The 20,783-nt window shown below is 72.4% G+C and carries 22 protein-coding genes and 1 pseudogene; 15 read left to right on the top strand and 8 right to left on the bottom strand.

The features are described from left to right. Positions 1–157: 157 nt before the first annotated feature. The 8 genes and pseudogenes from SACTE_RS30715 to SACTE_RS30750 all read left to right on the top strand — a co-directional run. Positions 158–586, top strand: a pseudogene (locus tag SACTE_RS30715) (WS/DGAT domain-containing protein); the annotation flags it as partial. Positions 587–649: 63 nt separating this feature from the next. Next, positions 650–1,639: an aldo/keto reductase gene (locus tag SACTE_RS30720; protein ID WP_014049915.1), complete on the top strand. Its 990-nt coding sequence runs from the start codon at positions 650–652 to the stop codon at positions 1,637–1,639. After that, complete coding sequence (locus SACTE_RS30725; protein WP_014049916.1) at positions 1,636–2,517, top strand: amidohydrolase family protein; 882 nt, start codon at positions 1,636–1,638, stop codon at positions 2,515–2,517. The genes SACTE_RS30720 and SACTE_RS30725 overlap by 4 nt, the downstream gene beginning before the upstream one ends. A gap of 40 nt (positions 2,518–2,557) precedes the next feature. After that, positions 2,558–3,418, top strand: coding sequence for a DNA-formamidopyrimidine glycosylase family protein (locus SACTE_RS30730; protein ID WP_014049917.1), 861 nt, complete (start codon positions 2,558–2,560; stop codon positions 3,416–3,418). A 42-nt stretch (positions 3,419–3,460) separates the two neighbouring features. Beyond that, positions 3,461–4,213 (top strand): LytTR family DNA-binding domain-containing protein, encoded by a 753-nt coding sequence (locus SACTE_RS30735; RefSeq protein ID WP_014049918.1) that lies wholly within the window; start codon positions 3,461–3,463, stop codon positions 4,211–4,213. A 63-nt stretch (positions 4,214–4,276) separates the two neighbouring features. After that, positions 4,277–4,639 carry a hypothetical protein gene (locus SACTE_RS30740; protein WP_014049919.1) on the top strand — a complete coding sequence of 121 codons (363 nt, stop codon included), beginning with the start codon at positions 4,277–4,279 and terminating at the stop codon, positions 4,637–4,639. Continuing rightward, the gene (locus SACTE_RS30745; RefSeq protein ID WP_014049920.1) at positions 4,636–6,126 is read left to right on the top strand and encodes a cation acetate symporter; all 1,491 of its coding nucleotides are present in this window, start codon (positions 4,636–4,638) and stop codon (positions 6,124–6,126) included. Before SACTE_RS30740 ends, SACTE_RS30745 begins: the two co-directional genes overlap by 4 nt. Further along, entirely contained in the window at positions 6,123–7,310 is a 1,188-nt protein-coding gene (locus SACTE_RS30750; RefSeq protein WP_014049921.1) for a histidine kinase, read from the top strand. Before SACTE_RS30745 ends, SACTE_RS30750 begins: the two co-directional genes overlap by 4 nt. Before the next feature lie 18 nt (positions 7,311–7,328). Here SACTE_RS30750 and SACTE_RS30755 read toward each other — a convergent pair whose 3' ends face one another. After that, entirely contained in the window at positions 7,329–7,838 is a 510-nt protein-coding gene (locus SACTE_RS30755) for a hypothetical protein (protein WP_014049922.1), read from the bottom strand. A 113-nt stretch (positions 7,839–7,951) separates the two neighbouring features. On the opposite strand from SACTE_RS30755, the gene SACTE_RS30760 reads away from it, so the two are divergent. Continuing rightward, on the top strand, positions 7,952–8,149 hold the full coding sequence (locus SACTE_RS30760; protein ID WP_014049923.1) for a zf-HC2 domain-containing protein: 198 nt from the start codon (positions 7,952–7,954) through the stop codon (positions 8,147–8,149). On the opposite strand, the gene SACTE_RS30765 is transcribed toward SACTE_RS30760, so the two are convergent. Next, positions 8,083–8,652 (bottom strand): sigma-70 family RNA polymerase sigma factor, encoded by a 570-nt coding sequence (locus SACTE_RS30765; RefSeq protein WP_014049924.1) that lies wholly within the window; start codon positions 8,650–8,652, stop codon positions 8,083–8,085. The two genes, SACTE_RS30760 and SACTE_RS30765, sit on opposite strands and share 67 nt — an antisense overlap. A 266-nt stretch (positions 8,653–8,918) precedes the next feature. Here SACTE_RS30765 and SACTE_RS30770 point away from each other — a divergent pair, with 266 nt between their 5' ends. Then, positions 8,919–10,130, top strand: a complete 1,212-nt coding sequence (locus SACTE_RS30770; RefSeq protein WP_014049925.1) for a CapA family protein — start codon at positions 8,919–8,921, stop codon at positions 10,128–10,130. Positions 10,131–10,145: 15 nt separating this feature from the next. On the opposite strand, the gene SACTE_RS30775 is transcribed toward SACTE_RS30770, so the two are convergent. Next, positions 10,146–10,607 (bottom strand): universal stress protein, encoded by a 462-nt coding sequence (locus SACTE_RS30775; protein ID WP_019993230.1) that lies wholly within the window; start codon positions 10,605–10,607, stop codon positions 10,146–10,148. A 168-nt stretch (positions 10,608–10,775) separates the two neighbouring features. On the opposite strand from SACTE_RS30775, the gene SACTE_RS30780 reads away from it, so the two are divergent. Further along, entirely contained in the window at positions 10,776–11,621 is an 846-nt protein-coding gene (locus SACTE_RS30780) for a polysaccharide deacetylase family protein (protein WP_014049927.1), read from the top strand. Between the two features lie 13 nt (positions 11,622–11,634). Here SACTE_RS30780 and SACTE_RS30785 read toward each other — a convergent pair whose 3' ends face one another. Then, positions 11,635–12,297: a class F sortase gene (locus tag SACTE_RS30785; RefSeq protein WP_014049928.1), complete on the bottom strand. Its 663-nt coding sequence runs from the start codon at positions 12,295–12,297 to the stop codon at positions 11,635–11,637. Between the two features lie 313 nt (positions 12,298–12,610). On the opposite strand from SACTE_RS30785, the gene SACTE_RS30790 reads away from it, so the two are divergent. After that, a complete protein-coding gene (locus tag SACTE_RS30790; protein WP_014049929.1) occupies positions 12,611–13,228 on the top strand; it encodes a hypothetical protein in 618 nt (205 codons plus the stop codon). Positions 13,229–13,323: 95 nt separating this feature from the next. Here the strand turns inward: SACTE_RS30790 and SACTE_RS30795 are convergent, their stop codons facing one another. The 3 genes from SACTE_RS30795 to SACTE_RS34465 form a co-directional block, all read right to left on the bottom strand. Beyond that, on the bottom strand, positions 13,324–13,860 hold the full coding sequence (locus SACTE_RS30795; RefSeq protein WP_014049930.1) for a hypothetical protein: 537 nt from the start codon (positions 13,858–13,860) through the stop codon (positions 13,324–13,326). 166 nt (positions 13,861–14,026) lie between these two features. Beyond that, positions 14,027–14,794 (bottom strand): DUF4239 domain-containing protein, encoded by a 768-nt coding sequence (locus SACTE_RS30800; RefSeq protein WP_014049931.1) that lies wholly within the window; start codon positions 14,792–14,794, stop codon positions 14,027–14,029. 29 nt (positions 14,795–14,823) lie between these two features. Then, positions 14,824–15,333 carry a hypothetical protein gene (locus tag SACTE_RS34465; RefSeq protein WP_162097914.1) on the bottom strand — a complete coding sequence of 170 codons (510 nt, stop codon included), beginning with the start codon at positions 15,331–15,333 and terminating at the stop codon, positions 14,824–14,826. A 706-nt stretch (positions 15,334–16,039) separates the two neighbouring features. On the opposite strand from SACTE_RS34465, the gene SACTE_RS30810 reads away from it, so the two are divergent. Both SACTE_RS30810 and SACTE_RS30815 read left to right on the top strand, forming a co-directional pair. Beyond that, positions 16,040–16,858, top strand: a complete 819-nt coding sequence (locus SACTE_RS30810) for an SAM-dependent methyltransferase (RefSeq protein WP_014049933.1) — start codon at positions 16,040–16,042, stop codon at positions 16,856–16,858. Beyond that, positions 16,855–19,029 (top strand): EAL domain-containing protein, encoded by a 2,175-nt coding sequence (locus SACTE_RS30815; RefSeq protein WP_014049934.1) that lies wholly within the window; start codon positions 16,855–16,857, stop codon positions 19,027–19,029. Before SACTE_RS30810 ends, SACTE_RS30815 begins: the two co-directional genes overlap by 4 nt. Positions 19,030–19,049: 20 nt before the next feature. Here SACTE_RS30815 and SACTE_RS30820 read toward each other — a convergent pair whose 3' ends face one another. Continuing rightward, positions 19,050–19,979 carry a LysR substrate-binding domain-containing protein gene (locus tag SACTE_RS30820; protein WP_019993235.1) on the bottom strand — a complete coding sequence of 310 codons (930 nt, stop codon included), beginning with the start codon at positions 19,977–19,979 and terminating at the stop codon, positions 19,050–19,052. A gap of 95 nt (positions 19,980–20,074) precedes the next feature. Here SACTE_RS30820 and SACTE_RS30825 point away from each other — a divergent pair, with 95 nt between their 5' ends. Further along, entirely contained in the window at positions 20,075–20,782 is a 708-nt protein-coding gene (locus SACTE_RS30825; protein WP_078492673.1) for a succinate dehydrogenase, read from the top strand. The last annotated feature ends 1 nt before the right edge of the window (position 20,783 follow it).

The following is a 20,783-nucleotide window of genomic DNA, read 5'->3' on the forward strand; positions in this document are numbered from 1 at the left end:
ATGACGTGTCCGTGCTCGAACGTAACCGACCGCCAAGGGCTGACGGTGTTCCCGCAGTCTGCCGCCGACGACACCGGTGCGGCCCGCCACCGGGCCCCCGCGCTCCCGGCTGCCCGGCCCGTACGAAGCGGCCGGCCCGGCGCTGGACCGGATCGGGGGTGCGGGGGCCGTCGCCGTCCTGGCCGACCAGCTCCCCGCCCCGGCCCATCGGTTCGGCGCGCCCCTCGCCGGGAACGCGGCGCGGATGCTCTTCGGCATCCTGGTCACGAGCGTGCCCCTGCCGCGTTCGGCGCTCTCCCTGGGCGGCTGCCCGCTGCGGGCCGTCTACCCGATGGCGCCCCTCGCCCGGGGGCAGTCGCTCGCCGTCGCCCTGTCCACGTACGGCGACCGGGTCCAGGTCGGGCTGGTGACCGACGGCGAGGCGCTGCCCGATCTCGACCGGTCGGCACCGGCGGTGCACGACGAACTTGAGGCCCTCCAGGCGCTCGTGCCGGTCGCCTCCGCACCCGTGTGCCCTGATAGATCGGACAGGTGTGGCGGAAATCGCGATACAGGCGCCGCCGAGGCGGTTGACGCCGCTCAGTGATCCGATGAATATTCGCTTGCGGGGCGATACGGCACCCGAGCGACCACCAGGGGGCGGCAGGAAATGCGGCGGAGCAGACTCGGACGCAGTGCGGTCGAGATCACGGAACTCTCCTTCGGGGCCGCGGCCATCGCCAACCTCTTCACCGAGGTGACCCCGGCGCAGGCGGCCGCCACCGTCGACGCCGCCTGGGACGAAGGCGTCCGCTCCTTCGACACCGCCCCCCACTACGGCCTCGGCCTGTCCGAGCGCAGACTCGGCGAAGCCCTGCGCGGCCGTCCCCGCGACGCGTACACCGTGTCGACGAAGGCCGGCCGGCTGCTCGAACCGCTGCCGCCGGGAGCGGCCGGCGCCGATGCGCTGTCCGAGGGGTTCGCCGTGGCGCCCACCCACCGCCGCCGCTGGGACTTCAGCGCCGACGGCGTCCGCCGCAGCATCGAGGACAGCCTCGGGCGGCTCGGCCTCGACCGCGTCGACACCGTCTATCTGCACGACCCCGACGACCACGAGGAAGCCGCCTTCCGGGAGGCCTACCCGGCCCTGGAGAAGCTGCGCGCCGAGGGCGTGGTCCGCGCGATCGGCGCCGGGATGAACCAGACCGCGATGCTCACCCGCTTCCTGCGCGACACGGACGTCGACGCCGTCCTGTGCGCCGGCCGCTTCACCCTCCTCGACAGCAGCGCCCTCGCCGAGCTCCTGCCGGAGGCCGCCGCCCGCGGCCGTGCCGTCGTCGTCGGCGGGGTCTTCAACTCCGGGCTCCTGGCCGACCCGCGCCCCGGTGCCACGTACGACTACGCGGCGGCCCCCGCACACCTCCTCGACCGTGCCCTGCGCATGGAGGCGGTGGCCCACCGGCACGGCGTCCCCCTGCGGGCGGCGGCCCTCCACCACCCGCTGGGCCACCCGGCGGTCGCCGGCGTCCTCCTCGGCGCCCGCTCGCCCGAGGAGGTACGGGACGCGGCCGCCCTGTTCCGTACGCCGGTCCCCGACGCCCTCTGGGATGAGCTGCGCGCCGAAGGGCTGCTGGGCACACCGGACGGGGAGGCGGCATGAGCACCGGCGGAGAGCAGCGGCCGCCGGCCGTCGACGCGCACCACCACGTCTGGGACCTCTCCGTGCGGGACCAGGCGTGGATCACCGGCGAGGATCTCGCCCCCCTCCGCCGCACCTTCGCCCTGGCCGACCTGGAACCCGAGGCCCGCGCGGCGGGGATCGGCGCCACCGTCGTCGTCCAGACCGTCACCGTCGCGGAGGAGACGCCCGAACTCCTCGCGCTCGCCGAGGGCCACACCCTCGTCGCGGGCGTCGTCGGCTGGACCGACCTCACCGCGCCCGACGTGGCCGACACCCTGGCCCGGCTCGCCGCCCTGCCCGGCGGCGACCGGCTCGTCGGCATCCGCCACCAGGTCCAGGACGAGCCCGATCCCGAGTGGCTGCTGCGCCCCGACGTCCGGCGCGGACTCACCGCCGTCGCCGACGCCGGACTCGTCTACGACCTGGTCGTCCGGCCGCACCAGCTTCCCGCCGCCGTCCGGGCCGCCGCTCTGCTCCCCGGGCTCACCTTCGTGCTCGACCACGCCGGCAAACCGCCGATCGCCGGGCGGCGGACCGTGCCGTGGGCCGACGGGCTGCGGGAGCTGGCGGCGCTGCCCCACACCGTCTGCAAGCTCTCCGGCCTGGTCACCGAGGCCGACCCGCGGTCCTGGACGGTGGAGGATCTGCGCCCGTACACCGACACCGTCGTCGAGGCGTTCGGACCCGGCCGGGTGATGTTCGGCTCCGACTGGCCGGTCTGCCGGCTCGCCGCCTCGTACGCCGAGGTCGTCGACGCGGCCCACGCGCTCACCGCGCACCTGGGGCAGAAGGCCCAGCGGGACGTGTTCGCCTCCACCGCGCGACGCGTCTACGGTCTGCCGGACCCGGGCGTCTGACGGGTGGGCATCCGCCGGACGGCTGAGGCAGGCTGGTGTCATGCCCGAACTGCCGGAAGTCGAAGCCCTGCGGGACTTCCTCGGCGACCATCTGGTCGGCAAGGAGATCGCCCGCGTCCTGCCGGTCGCGATCAGCGTCCTGAAGACGTACGACCCGCCGCTCACCGCCCTGCAGGACACCACCGTCACAGCCGTGGACCGGCACGGCAAGTTCCTGGACATCACGGCAGGGGGGCTCCACCTGCTCATCCACCTGGCGCGGGCCGGCTGGCTGCGCTGGCAGGACGGCGTTCCCGCGGCCCCGACCCGGCCGGGCAAGGGGCCGCTCGCCCTCCGCACGGTCCTGACCGACGGCGAGGGCTTCGACCTGACCGAGATGGGGACCACCAAGCGTCTCTCGGTCCACCTGGTGCGCGACCCGGCCGACGTGCCCGGGGTCGCGCGTCTGGGGCCGGACCCGCTGGCCGACTCCTTCGACCGGGACGCCTTCGCCCTGCTGCTCGGCGGCCAGCGGCGGCAGATCAAGGGGGCCCTGCGCGACCAGTCCCTGATCGCCGGAATCGGCAACGCCTACAGCGACGAGATCCTGCACGTCGCCCGGATGTCCCCGTTCAAGCTCACGACGAGCCTGAGCGACAACGACCTCACCCACCTCTACACGGCGATGCGCGCCACTCTGAAGGACGCAGTCGAACGCTCCCGGGGCGTCGCCGCCGGACGCCTCAAGGCGGAGAAGAAGAGCGGCATGCGGGTCCACGGCCGCGCCGGCCAGGCCTGCCCGGTGTGCGGCGACACCATCCTGGAGGTGTCCTTCAGCGACTCCGCCCTCCAGTACTGCCCCACCTGCCAGACCGGCGGCAAACCGCTGGCCGACCGGCGCATGTCCCGCCTGCTGAAGTAGCGTGACGGCCTCCGCCCCGAGTGGAGCATCTACACTCCCGCCATGCTGCGCGTACTCGCCGTCGACGACGAAGAACCCGCCCTGGAGGAACTCCTCTACCTGCTGCGCGCCGATCCCCGGATCCGCAGCGCCGAAGGGGCCACCGGAGCCACCGAGGCGCTGCGCCGCATCGGCGGCGCCGTCGACGCCGGGCCGGACGACCCCTCGGCCATCGACGTCGTCTTCCTGGACATCCACATGGCGGGCCTGACCGGGCTCGACGTGGCACAACTGCTGGCGGGGTTCGCCGCGCCCCCGCTGATCGTGTTCGTCACCGCCCACGAGGGCTTCGCCGTGCACGCCTTCGACCTCAAGGCCGTCGACTACGTCCTGAAACCGGTCCGCCGTGAACGCCTGGCCGAAGCCGTACGACGCGTCGCCGAACAGGTCGGCGAACGCTCCGCGCCCGTGCACGACGCGGCGGCCGACCAGATCGCGGTCGAACTCGGCGGGGTGATCCGCTTCGTCCCCGTCGAGGACATCGCGTACGCCGAGGCGCAGGGCGACTACGCCCGGCTGCACACCCCCACCGGCAGCCACCTCGTCCGCATCCCGCTGACCACCCTGGAGGAGCGCTGGCGCTCCCGGGGCTTCGTCCGCATCCACCGCCGCCACCTCGTCGCACTGGGCCGGATCGACGAACTGCGGCTCGACGCCGGGAGCATGAGCGTGCGCATCGGGGAGGCCGAACTCGCCGTCAGCCGCCGCCACACCCGCGCCCTGCGCGACCTCCTGATGCGGCAGACCGGCCGCTGACCTGGGCACCCTCCCGCCCACGCCCCTTCCCAGCCGGGCCCCGGACGCCTACACTCCGGGCCCATGTCCCACGAGAGCACGCCCCGGCGCGAAGTGGTCACGGGCGAGCCCCGACGGGTACGCCCGCTGCCCCGCTACCGCCCCCAGGCCGAGATAGACGAGCAGACCGCGCTCGGCGGTGCCTACGTCCGCTCGCTGATGCGCAGTCAGCTCCGGGCCGGTCTCACGGCCTTCGCCGTGCTCGCACTCGTCGCCGGAACCCTGCCGCTCGTCTTCGAAGCCCTGCACAGCAACGCCGTCGTCTGGGCGGTGCTCGGCTTCGCCACCTACCCGCCGCTGGCCCTGGCCGCCTGGTGGTACGTACGCAGGGCCGAGCGCAACGAACGCGACTTCGCCCGGCTCGTGGAAGGCCGCCCCGCCCCGTGAGCACACCCGACCACCCGGCGTCGATGGCCGCGGTCGCCCTCGTCGTCCTCGCCACCGTCCTCGTCGGCGGCTTCGGGCTGCGGATATCCCGTACCACCTCGGATTTCTACGTCGCCTCCCGCACCGTGCGGCCCCGCCTCAACGCGGCGGCCATCAGCGGCGAGTACCTGTCCGCCGCCTCCTTCCTCGGCATCGCGGGCCTGGTCCTCGTGCACGGCCCCGACATGCTCTGGTACCCGGTCGGCTACACCGCCGGATACCTCGTGCTGCTGGTGTTCGTCGCCGCCCCGCTGCGCCGCTCGGGCGCGTACACCCTGCCCGACTTCGCCGAAGGACGCCTGGAGTCACGGCAGGTGCGCCGGCTCGTCAGCGTGTTCGTCGTCGGCGCGGGATGGGTCTATCTCGTACCCCAACTCCAGGGCGCGGGGCTGACGCTGACGATTCTCACCGGTGCTCCGGGCTGGGCCGGGGACGTGCTCGTCGCCTCGGTGGTGGTGCTCGCCGTCGCGGCCGGCGGCATGCGTTCCATCACCTTCGTCCAGGTCTTCCAGTACTGGCTGAAACTCACCGCGCTCCTGGTCCCGGCGATCTTCCTGGTGCTGGCCTGGCAGAGCGACGGCGCGCCCCGCGTCAGCTTCGACGACCAGGTCTCCGCCTTCCGCGCCGACCACCCGCTGTACGCGACGTACGGACTGATCGTGGCCACCTTCCTCGGCACCATGGGCCTCCCGCACGTCGTCGTCCGCTTCTACACCAGCCCCAACGGCCGCGACGCCCGCCGCACCACGGTCGCCGTCCTCGCCCTGATCGGCCTGTTCTACCTGCTGCCGCCCGTCTACGGCGCCCTCGGCCGGCTGTACGCACCCGAGCTGATCCACGACGGCGACGCCGACGCCGCCGTCCTGCTGCTGCCCGCCCGGATGATCGGCGGTCTGGGCGGCGACCTGCTGGGCGCGCTGATCGCGGGCGGGGCGTTCGCCGCGTTCCTCTCGACCGCCTCCGGGCTCACCATGGCCGTCGCCGGGGTCCTCACCCAGGATGTCCTGCCCTCGCGCGGCGTACGGCACTTCCGTCTGGCCACCGTCCTCGCCATCGCCGTGCCGCTCGGCGGATCGCTCCTGGTCGGCCGGGTGCCGGTGGCCGACGCGGTCGGCATGGCGTTCGCCGTCTCCGCCTCGTCCTTCTGTCCGCTGCTGGTCCTCGGCATCTGGTGGCGGCGGCTCACCCCGCCCGGGGCCATCGCGGGGCTGCTGCTCGGGGGCGGCTCCGCGCTGCTGTCCGTCGCCATCACCGTCAGCGGGGCCGTGCGCCCGCCGGGCTGGCCGCACGCCCTGCTCGCCTGGCCCGCGGTCTGGTCCGTGCCGGTCGGCTTCCTGGCGATGATCCTGGTGTCGCTCGCCACCCCGGGCCGCGTCCCGCCGGGCACCAACGCAGCGATGTCCCGCTTCCACCTGCCGGAGGCGCTGACGTCGGGGCGGGCGCGATGACCGGAGCGGGGGTCGCCGTCGTCACCGTGCTCGCCGCACTGCTCCTGGGCACCGGCTTCCTGCTGGGCCGCGCCGCCCGTCCCCAGCGCACCAGCGACGTGGGCACACCCGTCGAGCACGCCACCTTCGAGACCCTGCACACCGCGTCCCTCGCCGCGCCTCCGCTACGGGCCGGCCTCACCGAGGAGAGCGCCCGGCGATCGGCCCGCCGGCTGCGCTCGCTGCTGGGCACCGACGCGCTGTGCCTCACCGACCGGGACCGGGTGCTGGTCTGGGACGGCGAGGGCGACCACCACGGAAGGGAGGTGATGGACCACGTCCGAGGCCTTCTCGACAGCGGCCGGGACACCGCCTTCCGCACGGACTGCGGCGACCTGGACTGCCCGCTGCGCTGGGCCGTCGCCGTGCCCCTCACGGTCGACCACCGGGTGCTGGGCACGCTCGTCGCCTGGGCACCGCGCGAGTCGGCGGTGCTGGCCAGGGCGGCGGGGGAGGTGGCCCGCTGGGTCTGCGTCCAGCTGGAACTGGCCGAGCTCGACCGCTCCCGGACGCAGCTGATCGAGGCCGAGATCAAGGCGCTGCGGGCCCAGATCTCGCCGCACTTCATCTTCAACTCCCTCGCCGCCATCGCCTCGTTCGTCCGTACCGACCCGGAGCGGGCACGTGAACTGCTGCTGGAGTTCGCCGACTTCACCCGCTACTCGTTCCGCAGGCACGGTGAGTTCACCACGCTGGCCGACGAACTGCACTCCATCGACCAGTACTTGGCGCTGGTCCGGGCACGCTTCGGTGCACGCCTCTCCGTCACCCTCCAGGTGGCCCCGGAGGTGCTGCCCGTCGCCCTGCCGTTCCTCTGCCTCCAGCCGCTCGTCGAGAACGCCGTCAAACACGGACTCGAAGGGGCCGTGCGTACCAGCCGCATCACGATCAGCGCCCTGGACGCGGGCGCGGAGGCCGAGGTCGTCATCGAGGACGACGGCATCGGCATGGAACCCGAGCGGCTGCGGAAGATCCTGCGCGGGGAGGGTGGCACCTCGACGGGCATCGGGCTGCTGAACGTGGACGAACGGCTGAGACAGGTCTACGGCGACGCCTACGGGCTGGTCATCGAGACGGGCGTCGGCGCGGGGATGCGGATCACCCTGCGGCTCCCCAAGTACCGTGCCGGCGTCCACGGTTCGTGAAGCGCGGGCACACGCCGGTCAGTACAGGTGGATCGCCAGATGGCCCAGCGGCAGCCCCAGCTGCCAGGCGGGCGTCCACACCCGGGTCTCGCCGTCGTCCTCGTACCCGGACCGCTCCCGGGGCGGAGGGCCGATCGCCTCCGGATCGGCTGCCAGCAGCTCGGTCTCCTCCAGCCACCGCCACGCCCCGGCCGCCAGCGCCAGATCGGGGTCGGTGCCCCCCGAGGCGGCCGCCGTCCGCCGCCGCGCCTCCAGCCGTGCGCAGACCCATCGCCGCCACGCGGCCCCGTAGGCCGTGAGCAGCCGCAGCTCGTCCACCCGGGCGGCCGGCAGCGCGTCGGCCACGGGCCCCTCGGAGAGGAAGAGCGTCAGGGCGAGGGCATCGCGTCCCGCCCGGTACTCCAGCGTCGTCGGCTCCATCAGGTCGCCGGTCTCCAGCAGCCCGTCCGCGACGTACTGCGCGTACAACCAGGCCATCGGGACCAGCAGCCCGCCCCCGCCGGTCTCGTCATGATCTTCGGGACGCATCCCGTCTCGCCTCTTTCTTGGACTCGGCACACCGGGCTTCACGCAGCATTGAACCGGGGGCGCGTGACTCGCGTGGGCCAAAGGGCAGGATCCGTCGGGAGACAGGAGGTGCGATGGCAGCCGAACGCGGTGCCGACCCGCATGTGCGGCAGCAGCTGGGCGCGTACGTGCTCGACGCCCTGTCCGAGGCCGAGAGCGGCTCGGTCGCCCGGCACCTCCAGCGCTGCGACGCCTGCGCCGCGGCCTATGTGGAGGTGGCCGACGCCGTCTGTCTGCTGGCGCTGCTGGACGAGAGCGACCTGCTGGAGTAGCCGGGCAGGTTGCGCGACAGCAGCCGCAGCGCGTAGTACGAACGGGACTTGACCGTGCCCGCCGGAATGCCGAGGGCTTCGGCCGTCTCGCCCACGCTCAGCCCGCGGAAGTAGATCTGCACCAGCACCGCCCGGTGTTCGGGGCTGAGCGTCCTGACCGCCTCGCGCACGTCGAGCGCCCGGACCGCCGACTCGGCGGTGTTCTCCTGGGCCGGTGCGCTCTCCAGCACCACGTCGCTGACCTCGGTGGGCCGGGCCTGACGAGACCTGCGGGCGTCGATGGCCAGACGCCGGGCGACGGTGAAGAGCCAGGGACGCATCGACTCGTACGGCGCGTCGAACGCCTCCGGGTGCTGCCACGCCCGCACCAGCGTCTCCTGCGACAGGTCCTCCGCCCGCTGCCGGTCGCCGAAGGTGAGCCCCAGCAGGAAATGGAGGAGCGCCGGTCCGTGCTCCCGCTGCAACTCCGCGAGCGTCCGCTCATCGGTCGTCGCCGTGGTCATCGTGAACGTCCTTTCCCGAAGCGGCCTCTGCCGCGTCGCTCCCGCCTGGCGTATACGAACGCATCGGGGCGCGGGGGAACAGGCGGTGCGCCGAGGCGTGCGCCGAGCGGTCGCACGGAGCGACGAGTGGTGCGGTGAACGGTCGACAGGCGGCGATACGGCCGATTCAGGTAGTTCAGGTGCTTTGCTACCTTTGTCCTTAACTCGCCGGTATGAACATATATCTATTCGGATGGCCGACATCGTCCGAACCGGGAGTCCTGCAGATGACGAAGCGCCTCCGACACGGTGCGGTGACCGCCGTCGCCGCCCTGATGGCCGCCGCGACCGCCTGCACCGGACCGCAGACCACCCCGCCCGGATTCGCCGGGCGCCAGCTGGGCGCGAGCCCGGGCGCGAACGGGGCGGGCGGCGAAGGGGCGAAGGACGCACGCGCCTTCACCCTGCTGGCGTCGGGGGACGTCCTGCCCCACTCCTCCGTCATCGACCGCGCCGCCACCGACGCCAAGGGCCGGGGCTACGACTTCCGGCCCATGCTCAAGGGCGCCGCCCCGGCGGTCTCGGGCGCGGACCTGGCGATCTGCCACATGGAGACGGTGTACGGGCAGCAGGGCGGGCCCTACACGGGCTACCCCTCCTTCAAGTCACCGCCCGAGGTGGCCGAGGCCCTGCGGGCCACCGGCTACGACTCCTGCTCCACCGCCTCCAACCACACCCTGGACGACGGCGCCGACGGCATCCGCCGCACCCTGGACGCCCTGGACAAGGCGGGCGTCGCCCACGCCGGGTCGGCCCGCACCGCCGCCGAGGCGAACCGCCCCACCCTCCTGAAGGCCGGAAGGGCGAAGGGCGCCGCGAAGGTCGCCCACCTCGCGTACACCTACGGCACCAACGTCGACGAGCCACCCGCCGGACAGCCCTGGGCCGTCGGCGTGCTCGACCAGGACACGATCGTCGCCGACGCCCGGGCGGCCCGCCGGGCCGGTGCCGACGTGGTGGTCGCCTCCCTGCACTGGGGCACGGAGTGGCAGGAGGCCCCCGACGAGAACCAGGTCGAACTGGCCCACGCCCTCACCGCCTCGGCCACCGGGGGGCGCCCGGACATCGACCTGATCATCGGCACCCACGCCCACGTCCCGCAGGCGTACGAGAAGGTCAACGGCACCTGGGTCGTCTACGGGATGGGCGACCAGATCGCCGGCGCCATGGTCGACGACGAGGGTGTCCGGCAGCCGCGCGGCAACGAGAGTTCCATGGCCCGCTTCACCTTCGCGCCGCCCGCCCGGACCGGCGAGCGCTGGACGGTGCGCAAGGCCGAGTTCCTGCCCCAGTGGTTCGACCCCGCCGCCGGGCGGGTGACCGGCCTCGGCGGTCCGGCCGCCGAGGCCGCCGGCCGGCTCCGCGAGATCCGCGACCGGATCAGCGGCGTCGTCCTCAGCCGCGGTGGTGCCGAGACCGGCCTGGTACGAGGGAAGTGACGGGCGGGGTCACCGTCACGGGACGACGGTGACCGGCCAGCGCCCGGCCTTGACCAGTCGGACCGCCACGGAGCCGATGAACCGATGGCCCGCGGACTCGGAGGCACCTACCACGACGGCGTCCGCCTTCAGCTCGTCGGCCGCCGTCACCAGGCCGTTGTACGGATCACCGTGGAAGGTGTGGAACTCCCAGCGGACGTCCCATATGTCCTTGAGCCGCTCGGTCGCGTCCCTGATCTCGTTCACCAGACCCTCGGCGACCTCACCGGTCGTCTCCGCGATGGAGACCCCGATGGCCGCACCGGCCGGCATCACCGGCTGTACGTAGACCAGGGTGAGCATGGCGTTCTGGCGGCGGGCGAGCCCCGCCGCGTACGCCGCGGCCCGCATCGAGGAATCGGACCCGTCGATACCCGCGACGATCACCTTGGGGCCGTCCGTGCCGCGCTCGAAACGGTGGTGCTGCTGCTCTGTCACGGCCCCGAGGTTAGTCCCTCCCCGTTCGGGCCCCGTCGCCCGGTCCCACCCCACCGCCCGACGCTTCGTCCCTGGACAGGGCGGGTGCGCTCCATCCATCGGGTGCACCTCGGCGTCCGCGCGGTGTGGTCGGCGGGCACGCGGAGAACTCCGTGCGAGCAGTTAAGTATGAAAGATCATCAGATTTATACGAGCCGGCGCACCGCTCTGCGCCTCGCTCTCGGCCTGGGAGCCGCCACCGCCGTCCGCCTGATCGCCGCCGACCCGGCCGGCACGCCTGTCCGGCCGGGCGGCGAGCCCGCCCCTCCGGCAGCCGGTGCCCCGGCACACGCCGGAGCGGGCCCCGCGGCCCACCGGCTGCGGCCCATGACGGGGCAGGCCCCGCACCGCTTCCACCCCGCGCCTCCACCGGTGCGCACCCGCCCGTTCGAGGAGATGCCCGAGCTGGGGCGGGACGCCATGGTGCTGACCTTCGACGACGGCCCCGACCCCCTCCACACCCCGGACATCCTGGCCACCTTGCGCAGGTACGAGGTGCGGGCGATGTTCTTCGTCTGCGGCGAGATGGCCGACGGCAACCGGGACCTGCTGCGAGAGATGGCGGACGACGGGCACGTGGTGGGCAACCACTCCTGGTCCCACCCGCTGATCCCGCCGTTGCCCAGGAGCCGGATCCGCGACGAGCTGGGGAGCACCAGCGAGGTCATCGAGAAGACGCTCGGAGCGCCGCCGCTCTGGTACCGGGCCCCGTACGGCGCCTGGAACCGGAACTCCTTCGAGATCGGGGCCGCGATGGGCATGGAACCCCTGGCCTGGACGGTCGACAGCCTGGACTGGACGACCCCGGGCACCGACACCATCGTCCGCCGGGTGGGGAAGGGCGCGGGGCCGGGGGTGATCGTGCTCTCGCACGACGCGGGCGGCGACCGGTCCCAGTCCGTCGCCGCCCTGCGGAGATACCTGCCCGCGCTGATCGAGGAGGGCTACCGGCCGACGGTGCCGCGCCGCAGTTGAGGCCGCGCGGCGGCTACCGGGTCTCCACGAGCCGGGCGAAGACGACCACGTTCCCGTCGTAGCCGTCGGCCTTCGAGTAGCCGCCGCCGCAGGTGATGACCCTCAGCTCGGCGTAGCCGGTGTCGCCGTAGACGCGGGGGCCGGGGAAGTCGTCCTTGGGGAAGACCTCCACCCCGTACACCTCGAACACGGCGACCCGGTCGTCGTACCGGGCGACCTCGATCTGCTTGCCCTTCTTGAGGGAGCCCAGGCCGTAGAAGACCGCGGGGCCCGCGAGGTTGTCGACGTGACCGACCACCACGGCCGTCCCCCGCTGGCCGGGGGCGATGCCGTTCTGGTACCAGCCCGCGAGGTTCGGGTCCTGGGCGGGCGGTGCCTCGATCCAGCCGGCCGGGTCGAGGTTCACGTCCACCAGCGGCGCGTCCACCTCGATCGACGGGATCTGCACCCGGGAGGCGGGGGCGTAGGGGAGCGGCTGGACGGGCTCGTCGACGACCGGTGCGGCGGCCGCCGTGTCGCGGGGCCCCGCGACGGAGGCCGCGGCGGCAGGCTGCGGCGGTCCGGCGGAGGCATCGACGCCGTTGCGCATCAGGGCGAGCCCGGTGAGCATCACCAAGGCGATCGCGCCCCACGGCGTCCGTCTGCTCGGTGCGGCGTCCCACTGGTCCCGGCCCATGGCTCTTCCCTTCGTCGCGACATCGTCACGCTAGGCGCGAGGCCGGGCGGCGGCGATCAGGGAAAGGCGAACGGGGGACGTGCGCACGGCAGCCGTGCTGTTCGGAGTAATGAACGGATAAAAATTCTGACGGATCGTGACCTGCGGCTCCGTCAGCTCCGAAAGGCGTCCTGCGGCGTGTCGGCTCACCGGGCTGGACCAGCGCCGACATGCAGCATATGGCGCATGTGGTGATGGTTCGTCATGGGATGCGTCCTCATCGATCGATCCCGGAGGACAGGACTCCGGGGCGCTTCCCGCAGGAGGTTCAAAGATGCGTGCTTCACGCGCTCTCGCGGTGACCGCGACCGCATTCGCGGCGGTCGGGCTCGCTGCCCCGTTGGCCGCCGCGGGCGGTGGCCCGGGCACCGAACCCGTCAACGCTCCGACCAACGTCACCGTCAACCCGTCCCGCGTCCACCAGGGCGCCACCCTGCAGGTCAGCGCCGAGGGCTGCGGCCGTTCCGGCGGCAAGGTCTGGTCGAACGCGTTCCCGACGGTGAACCTCTCGCCGGGCCGGGTCGGCTACGCCACCGCCCACATCCGGGACAACGCCACGCCCGGCCAGTACAGCCTGTCCGTGAAGTGCAACGAGAGCGACAACCACTACGGCGGCGGCAACGGTGGCAATGGCGGAAACGGGGGGAACGGCGGCAACGCGGGTGACCGTGGGAACGGCGGTGACCGCGGCAACCAGGGAGGGAACGGGAACGACCCGGTCGCGACCGCACGCTTCACCGTGCTCCCCAGCCGGGGCGCGCAGGGCGGTCTCGGCGGCTCCATGGGTCCCAGCTCCACCGAGACGCAGGTGGGTGGCGGTCTCGTGGCCGCGGCGGCCCTCGGCGGTGCCGTCCTCGTCGTCCGGCGCCGGATGAGCAATGCGGCGGCCTGAGGCGTCGAACCTCCCGCCCGGCCCGATACGCCCGTCGCCCCGAGTCCTGTGTCAGGACCCGGGGCGACTGTCGTGTGCGGGGAGGTGTCCGGCGGTCAGTGCCGGTGCGCGGTACGCCGCCTGCGCAACGCGTAGAAGGCGCCGGCGGCCGCTACGGTCACCAGCGCGGATCCGGCCGCGATCCGGGTGGGGTCCATCGTGTCCACGCTGCCGCCGAGGCCGCCCTGGACACCGTTGGGGGCGACGGTGGAACTGGTGGTGGGTGCCGTCGTGGGCGTGCTGGTGGCGCCGCCCGTGATGGAGAGGTTCGCGGTCTTCGTACTGGTTCCGCAGCGGAACGTCACCGCGTAGGAGGCGCCCCGGCGGGCGTCCCGGTCGATGCTGACAGTGGCCGACCTGCCCCGGGGGATGGTGATGGTGTCGAACACACCCGAGAACGCGGTGGCGTCACTGGTGCACCCCACGGCGCCGAGGGTGACCTGGCCCCCCGGCGCGACCGCCGACGGAGTGATGGTCGGCGTGAACGAGGTGGACGTGCCGCCGGTGAGCACGGTGGCCGACGCGGCCGGTGCCATCAGGGCGCACAGAGCTGCGCCCAGCAGGGCGACGGGTGCGACACGTATCGCGCGCATGGTGAATCCTCCGGGTCCCCGAGGAGCAGCCGCGGAACGGTTCCGCGGGAATGGGACATGCACCTCGATGCGCGAAACGCTAGAAGCGCCACATACCACCCGCGATCGGGGTCAGGCGAATGGGGCAGCGTTGTCCCCCGCCCGGCTCACCCGTCCGGCCTGCGGACTACCCGCCCGTGGCGTGCGGGAAGAGGTCCACGAAGGGCGCCGTCGTCGCCGAGATGGCCCGGCCGAACGGGGCGTCGAAGTCCCAGATCAGGAAGAGCAGGAACGCGATGAGGACGCTGAAGAGGCCGGCCAGCAGCAGTTCGCGGAAGGTCCTGCGGATCTGGAGCGTGAAGATCAGCCCGACCGTGACCAGCGCCCCGATGATCAGGCCGAACCAGACGACCCCGGGCATGGTCGCGCCCGCGTTCTGTCCCCGGGCCCCCCGGGCGTCGTCGGCGGCGGCGACCTGGTCCACCAGGGGCTGGTAGGCCTGCCCTTCGTGGTCGTTGCGCGGCCGGTACTGCGTGACGTCGGCCCGTACCTTGTCCAGCAGACGGGTGCCCTCGTCGGTGAGGTTGCCGTGCTTCGTCATCGTGCGCCATTCGTCGTCGACGACGTAGGTCACGTACGCGTCGACGTCGGCGCGGATGCGGTCGCGGACCTCGGCCGGATAGACAGCGGAGCGCGCGCTCACCTCGTGCAGGGCCTGGGCCTCCAGGCGCACGGACTCCTGGGCGGCGCTGCGGCCCTCCCAGACGCCGGCGATGGCCAGGCCGAGCACGATGGCGTACACCACGCCGATCATCATCGTCATGTACTCGATGACGTCGGGCGTCTGGGAAGGGTCGTCGTCCTCCCCGACGCGCCGGTTGTTGAGGATGGCGATGGTCAGGACCACGGCACAGGCCGAGGCCATGGCGATGGTCAGAACGAGCCATTCCGACATGGGTCTCCTTCGCGGGTGGCGGGGCGCGGTCAGCGGGACGAGCGGGGCCGCAGAACGGCCACGGCGAACACGGCGGGCGCGGTGATGAGCAGCGTGGTCGAGACCAGCGAAGGGCCCGAACGCGGAGCCTTGCGGGACGCCTTGCGGTAGGTGGGGATGGCGACCGGCCGGGCTGTGGGCGGGGCGGGACGCACCGTGGGCGACGGCGACGGCGACGGCGAGGGTGAGGGTGAGGGGGGCGGCGGCGGTGCGGGTGGCGCCGGTGCGGGCGCCGGCGGTTCCGGTTCGGGGGCCGGCGGGGGAGGAGGCGGGGGCGGGGGTGGTGGTGGCGGTGGTGCGGGAGGAGGCGGCGGGGCGGGTTCTGGTTCGCCTATGACCGCCTCGCACCGCCCTCCGCCCGACACGGCGACGGAGGACCCCCCGCCCCCCTGCCCGATGGAGGCGACGGCGCAGTCGTCGCCGGCGGCGGACGCCGGTGCGGCGAGCAGCCAGAGCAGGGCGGCGACGGCCGCGAGCCGCCGTATGCGTGATCCGTTCACGCCGGGGAGCATGTTCCCCGGCGGTGGGCGACACGCCAGGACGGGCCCCGATTCGCCTGATGGAGGGGACGTCGGGGGAGGTGTGTTTGCGGGGCCGGGACGGCTTCGCGGAGGGACTGGAACAGGTGCGCGAGCGGTCGGTGCCGGGTGTCCCGTGGCGGGGTGGCGGGGCGTGGGCCGGTTCGCGGTCGGGCGCCGCTCGCCCGCGGTGCGGCCGGAACGGAAAACGGCCCGTCGAACGGAGAGGGTTCCAGCCGCTGCCGAACAGGAGGCGGCTGCCGGACTTTTCGGCCCGTGCGACCCCGAAATCGCAGATATCGTCTTCGACGCGAAAAAGGTTTAACGCTTCACCAACTAGTCGCTGCGGCCCGCGGAAATGCCGGGCGCCAAGGCGTTCGCCGGAAGTGCCGGGTTCCCGTTCACGGGCTCCCAACAGCCCTGACAGCAAGGGGAGATGGCCTGCGGCGTCGCTCGGCGTGAATCCGGCCGACGCCTTCGCGGCAAGGTGAAATGAGTAGCGTGGTGTCGGTCCGTCGCGCCGTGTGCACACGCAGCGACGGCCGGATGCACATGCCACAGGTGTGTGACCAATAACGGATCTCTAATTTCCGTTTCCACTCGCTCTCTTGGCGGTCGGTCAGTAGCCTCTGGTCCACACTGACCATGAACATGGCCGGATCGCCGTGGCGACTTGTTGGAGACATCGATGGAGCGTCCCGCCTGGGCACCGCAGGGCATTGACATCTCGGTGCCGAGCGTGTCTCGCATGTACGACTTCTACCTGGGCGGCTCGCACAACTTCGAGGTGGACCGGGAAGCGGCCCGCAAGGTCATGGAGTTCCTGCCGGGGCTTCCCAAGACCATGCAGGCCAATCGCGCCTTCATGCGGCGGGCCGTGAACTTCGCGGTGGCCTCGGGGGTCACCCAGTTCCTGGACATAGGCTCCGGCATACCGACGTTCGGCAACGTGCACGAGGTCGCCCAGGCCGCCGACCCCGAGGCCCGGGTCGCCTACGTCGACCACGATCCGGTCGCGGTGGCGCACAGCCAGGCGGTGCTCGAAGGCAACGACCGGACCGTGGTCGCCGCCGCCGACCTGCGCCGGCCGAAGGAGATCCTGGAGCACCCGGACATCCGCGCCCTCCTCGACCTGGACAAGCCGGTGGCGCTGCTGCTCGTGGCGGTCCTGCACTTCATCGAGGACGCCGACGAGCCCTACGCGGCGGTCGCCGAGCTGCGCGAGGCGCTCGCCCCCGGCAGCCTCCTCGTCCTGACCCACGCCTCGTACGAGGGGATCCCGCGCTCCCAGGAGGAGGCCGGGGGAGCGGTCGGTGTCTACCGCACCATCCGCAACCCGCTGATCATGAGGTCGCGTGCGGAGACGAGCCGCTTCTTCGAGGGCTACGAGATGGTCGAGCCCGGGCTGGTCTCTATGCCCGACTGGCGTCCGGAGTCGCCCGAGGTGAGGGCCCAGGAAGACCCGTACGCCTTCTCGGGCTTCGCCGGGGTTGGACGCAAGGCGTGAGCATTCCCGCCCAGGCGTCCGGCGCCCCGGACGCGGAACCGGACGGGCCCGAGGGCCGGCTCCGAAGATTCGCCACCATCTGGAGCCGGGCCATCTTCCCGTCCACGGCGACGTCGATGACCCGGCCCGAGTTCGAGAAGCACCTGCTGCCGCTGGCCCGGGATCTCAGCGGTATCCTCCACGCTCGGCCCTTCGACGCGACGCCCGCCCAACGGGTGGGAGCGGCGCTGGTCGAGGCGCACTGCACCGACCCCGACGCGCTGAGCTCCACCCTCGGCGTGGTGGACTCGTACCTCGTGCTCTACTGCGGCGGCAACGGGCCGGTGGAGCTGTCGACGGAGGACAGCCGGGCCCGCTGCGCGCGGATCCAGCACGCCCTCGCCGGCGGATTCACCCAGGCACTGAGAGAGCGCACGCTGGCCGAGCAGGAGGCCATCGCCCGTTCGGCCCTCGCCGCCCGCTCGCAGGCCGAGCAGGCCCTGCACGCCACCGAGGCGCGCTTCCGCGCGGTGTTCAAGGACGCGGCCATCGGGATCGGGATAGCCGACCTCGAGGGCAACATCCTGGAGATCAACGACACCCTCACCCGGATGTTCGGCGGCCTGGAGAACCACGTCCGCAGCCACCGGGTCAACGAGTGGGTCCACCCCGAGGACTCGCCGCACGTCTGGAAGTACTACGACGAGCTCGTACGGGGCGAACGCGAGCACTACAGCGTCGAGAAGCCCTACTACCGCAACGACGGCACCGTGCTCTGGACCAACCTCACGGTGTCGCTGCTGCGCGACGCCGAGGGGCGTCCGGAGTACCAGCTGGCGCTCATGGAGGACACCACCGAGCGACGGCTGCTCAACCTGCGGCTGCGCTACGAGGCCACGCACGACGCGCTCACCGGGCTGCCGAACCGGACGCTCTTCTTCGAACGGCTGGAGAAGGCGCTCACCCACCGGGAGGGCATGCGCTTCGGGCTCTGCTACCTCGACCTCGACGGTTTCAAGGCGATCAACGACAGCCTGGGGCACGCGGCGGGGGACCGGCTGCTCGTCGAGGTCGCCGACCGGCTGCAGAGCTGCGCGACCGCCCCCGGCGAGATGGTCGCCCGGCTCGGCGGGGACGAGTTCGTGGCCCTGACCACGGGGCAACGCACCCAGGAGGAGGTCCACGAACTGGCCGGACGCATCCTGTCCGCGCTCGCCACCCCCATCCGCCTCGACGGCCGGGAGCTGACCGTACGCGGATCCATCGGCGTCGTCGAAGGGCCCTCGGGCGAACGTACGGCGGCCGAGGTGCTGCGCAGCGCCGACATCACGATGTACCGGGCGAAGGCGGCGGGCGGCAACCGCTTCGCGCTCGCCGACGCGGAGGCCGATGCCCGGGCCATCACCCGGCACGGGCTGACCACCGCCCTGCCGACGGCGCTGGACCGCGGTGAGTTCTTCATCGAGTACCAGCCGCTGGTCCACCTCGGCGACGGCAGCGTGCACGGTGCCGAGGCGCTGGTGCGCTGGTGCCATCCGCAGCACGGTGTGCTCGGCCCCGACCGGTTCATCCCGCTCGCCGAGCACACCGGTCTGATCGTGCCGCTCGGCCGCTGGGTGCTGGAGGAATCGGTACGCCAGGCCAACTTCTGGCAGGAACGGCACACCGACGGCGGCCCGTTGCGGATCAACGTCAACCTCTCGCCGACCCAGCTGCACCACCCCAGGCTGGTCGCCGAGACCGTCGACGTGCTGGAGCGCTCGGGGCTGGAGCCCGGCGCCCTCTGCCTGGAGGTCACCGAGTCCGCGCTGATCGGTGCCGACGACGACCTGCTCAAGCCGCTGCGGCAACTGGCGGAGATGGGCGTGGACATCGCGCTCGACGACTTCGGGACCGGCTACTCGAACCTGGCCAATCTGCGCAGGCTGCCGGTGAGCGTGCTCAAGCTGGATCGTTCCTTCACGCAGGGGATGCAGCAGCACCCGGTTGACCCCGTCGACCTGAAGATCGTCGAGGGCATCGTCTCGCTCGCCCACAGCCTCGACCTCGCGGTCACGGTCGAGGGCGTGGAGACCGGGGCCCAGGCCGAGCAGCTGAGGCAGATCGGCTGCGACACGGCCCAGGGGTGGTACTACGCACGGCCCGGGGCTCCGGACCGGATCCACTCGCTGCTGCTGGCCGACGCCGTCTGAGGTCCCCGGCCGACGGGCCCTCAGCCGTCGGCCCGCTCCCCTTCGCCGCCGGTGACGGGGACGTCCGGCCGGTGGGCCAGGAGCAGCCTCTGCAGCTCACGCGCCGCCCGGGGCGGCGCCACGTCGCTGCGGTGCGCCAGGGCGATGGTGCGCCGCAGCCCGGGCGGTGCCAGCGGCGTGACCCGCAGGTCCTGGCCCGCCCGGGCGGCGACCATCCTGGGCATCACCGCGATCCCCAGACCCGCCCGTACGAAGCCGAGTACGGCGTCCATCTCGCCGCCCTCCACCGTGAACTGCGGTTCGAATCCCTGCGCACGGCAGGCGGCCACCGTCAGCTCCCGCAGGTCGTAGCCGTGCCGGAACATCACCATCGGCTCGTCCTGCAGATCGGCGATCCGCACGGTGCCCTCCGCCCCGGGGGCCGGCCGCGCCGTCGACGAGAGGACCACCAGGTCCTCCTGGAGCAGTTCCACCGTCGTCAGCACCGGGGAGGCCGCGGGCAGCGGCAGCACCAGCAGCGCGAGGTCGAGCACGCCCCGGGCCAACTGCCGTACCAGGTCGTGGGAGCCGCCCTCCTCGATCAGGAGCTGGACCCCGGGGTGCAGGTCGTGGAAGGCGCGCAGGACGTCGGGCAGCAGCCCGGTGCACACGCTCGGAGTGGCGCCGAGCCTGATCCGCCCCCGGCGCAGTTGCACCAGTTCCTGTACCTCGTGCCGGGCGGTGTCCGCGTCCGCCAGGATCCGGCGGGCCAGCGGCAGCAGTGCCTCGCCCGCGTCGGTGAGGGTGATGTTGCCCCGGGCCCGGCTGAAGAGCTCGGCGCCCAGCTCGCCCTCCAGGGCCTTGATCTGCTGGGAGAGAGAGGGCTGCGACACGTGCACGGTCTCGGCGGCCCGGGTGAAGTGCCTGGTCTCGGCGACGGCGACGAAGTAGGCGAGCTGCTGGAAGTGCATACCGCCAGCATAGCCGCCTCCATAGGTAGCCCCTATGGAGATGAGTCCGTTCATGTCTTGGACTGATGATGCCCTTCGGCCCTAGCGTCGTGTCCATGGCATTGGCAACGCGGACGGACCGACGGCCGTCCATGACGCGTACGCTCTGGGACTCGTCCGTCGGCAAGAAGACGATCATGGCCGTGAGCGGCCTCGTCATGCTCGGTTACCTGGTCGCCCACATGGTGGGCAACCTGAAGATCTTCTTCGGGCCCGGCGAGTTCGACCGGTACGCCCACTGGCTGCGCACCATGGGCGAGCCCGTCCTGCACTACTCGTGGGGGCTGTGGCTCGTGAGGGTGGTGCTGGTCGCCGCCGTCGTGCTGCACGGGGTCTCCGCGTACCAGCTCAGCCGCCGCGACATCAAGGCGCGCCCCACGAAGTACGTCCACAAGAGGGCCCGGACCAGCTACGCCACCCGGACCATGCGCTGGGGCGGAGTCATCCTCGCCCTGTTCATCGTCTGGCACATCCTGGACCTGACGACCGGCACCGTGCACAGCGGCGGCTTCCAGGAGGGCCACCCCTACCAGAACGTGGTCGACACCTTCTCGACCTGGTACGGCAACGTCATCTACATCGTCGCGATGCTCGCGATGGGCCTGCACGTCCAGCACGGCTTCTGGAGCGCCGCGCAGACGCTCGGCGTGGGCAACGCGACCCGCGACCGGGTGCTGAAGACCCTCGCCAACCTCCTCGCCGCGGTGCTGACGGCGGGCTTCGTCTCCGTACCCGTCGCCGTCATGACCGGATTGGTGAGCTGAC

The sequence above is a fragment of the Streptomyces sp. SirexAA-E genome (assembly GCF_000177195.2).
Taxonomy (GTDB): domain Bacteria; phylum Actinomycetota; class Actinomycetes; order Streptomycetales; family Streptomycetaceae; genus Streptomyces; species Streptomyces flavovirens.

Bases quoted from the DNA above. Each gene is read 5' to 3' on its own strand.
- SACTE_RS30720 (WP_014049915.1), top strand. From the start codon at position 650: ATGCGGCGGAGCAGACTCGGACGCAGTGCGGTCGAGATCACGGAACTC.
- SACTE_RS30725 (WP_014049916.1), top strand. From the start codon at position 1,636: ATGAGCACCGGCGGAGAGCAGCGGCCGCCGGCCGTCGACGCGCACCAC.
- SACTE_RS30730 (WP_014049917.1), top strand. From the start codon at position 2,558: ATGCCCGAACTGCCGGAAGTCGAAGCCCTGCGGGACTTCCTCGGCGAC.
- SACTE_RS30735 (WP_014049918.1), top strand. From the start codon at position 3,461: ATGCTGCGCGTACTCGCCGTCGACGACGAAGAACCCGCCCTGGAGGAA.
- SACTE_RS30740 (WP_014049919.1), top strand. From the start codon at position 4,277: ATGTCCCACGAGAGCACGCCCCGGCGCGAAGTGGTCACGGGCGAGCCC.
- SACTE_RS30750 (WP_014049921.1), top strand. From the start codon at position 6,123: ATGACCGGAGCGGGGGTCGCCGTCGTCACCGTGCTCGCCGCACTGCTC.
- SACTE_RS30755 (WP_014049922.1), bottom strand. From the start codon at position 7,838: ATGCGTCCCGAAGATCATGACGAGACCGGCGGGGGCGGGCTGCTGGTC.
- SACTE_RS30760 (WP_014049923.1), top strand. From the start codon at position 7,952: ATGGCAGCCGAACGCGGTGCCGACCCGCATGTGCGGCAGCAGCTGGGC.
- SACTE_RS30765 (WP_014049924.1), bottom strand. From the start codon at position 8,652: ATGACCACGGCGACGACCGATGAGCGGACGCTCGCGGAGTTGCAGCGG.
- SACTE_RS30770 (WP_014049925.1), top strand. From the start codon at position 8,919: ATGACGAAGCGCCTCCGACACGGTGCGGTGACCGCCGTCGCCGCCCTG.
- SACTE_RS30780 (WP_014049927.1), top strand. From the start codon at position 10,776: ATGAAAGATCATCAGATTTATACGAGCCGGCGCACCGCTCTGCGCCTC.
- SACTE_RS30785 (WP_014049928.1), bottom strand. From the start codon at position 12,297: ATGGGCCGGGACCAGTGGGACGCCGCACCGAGCAGACGGACGCCGTGG.
- SACTE_RS30790 (WP_014049929.1), top strand. From the start codon at position 12,611: ATGCGTGCTTCACGCGCTCTCGCGGTGACCGCGACCGCATTCGCGGCG.
- SACTE_RS30795 (WP_014049930.1), bottom strand. From the start codon at position 13,860: ATGCGCGCGATACGTGTCGCACCCGTCGCCCTGCTGGGCGCAGCTCTG.
- SACTE_RS30800 (WP_014049931.1), bottom strand. From the start codon at position 14,794: ATGTCGGAATGGCTCGTTCTGACCATCGCCATGGCCTCGGCCTGTGCC.
- SACTE_RS30810 (WP_014049933.1), top strand. From the start codon at position 16,040: ATGGAGCGTCCCGCCTGGGCACCGCAGGGCATTGACATCTCGGTGCCG.
- SACTE_RS30820 (WP_019993235.1), bottom strand. From the start codon at position 19,979: ATGCACTTCCAGCAGCTCGCCTACTTCGTCGCCGTCGCCGAGACCAGG.
- SACTE_RS30825 (WP_078492673.1), top strand. From the start codon at position 20,075: ATGGCATTGGCAACGCGGACGGACCGACGGCCGTCCATGACGCGTACG.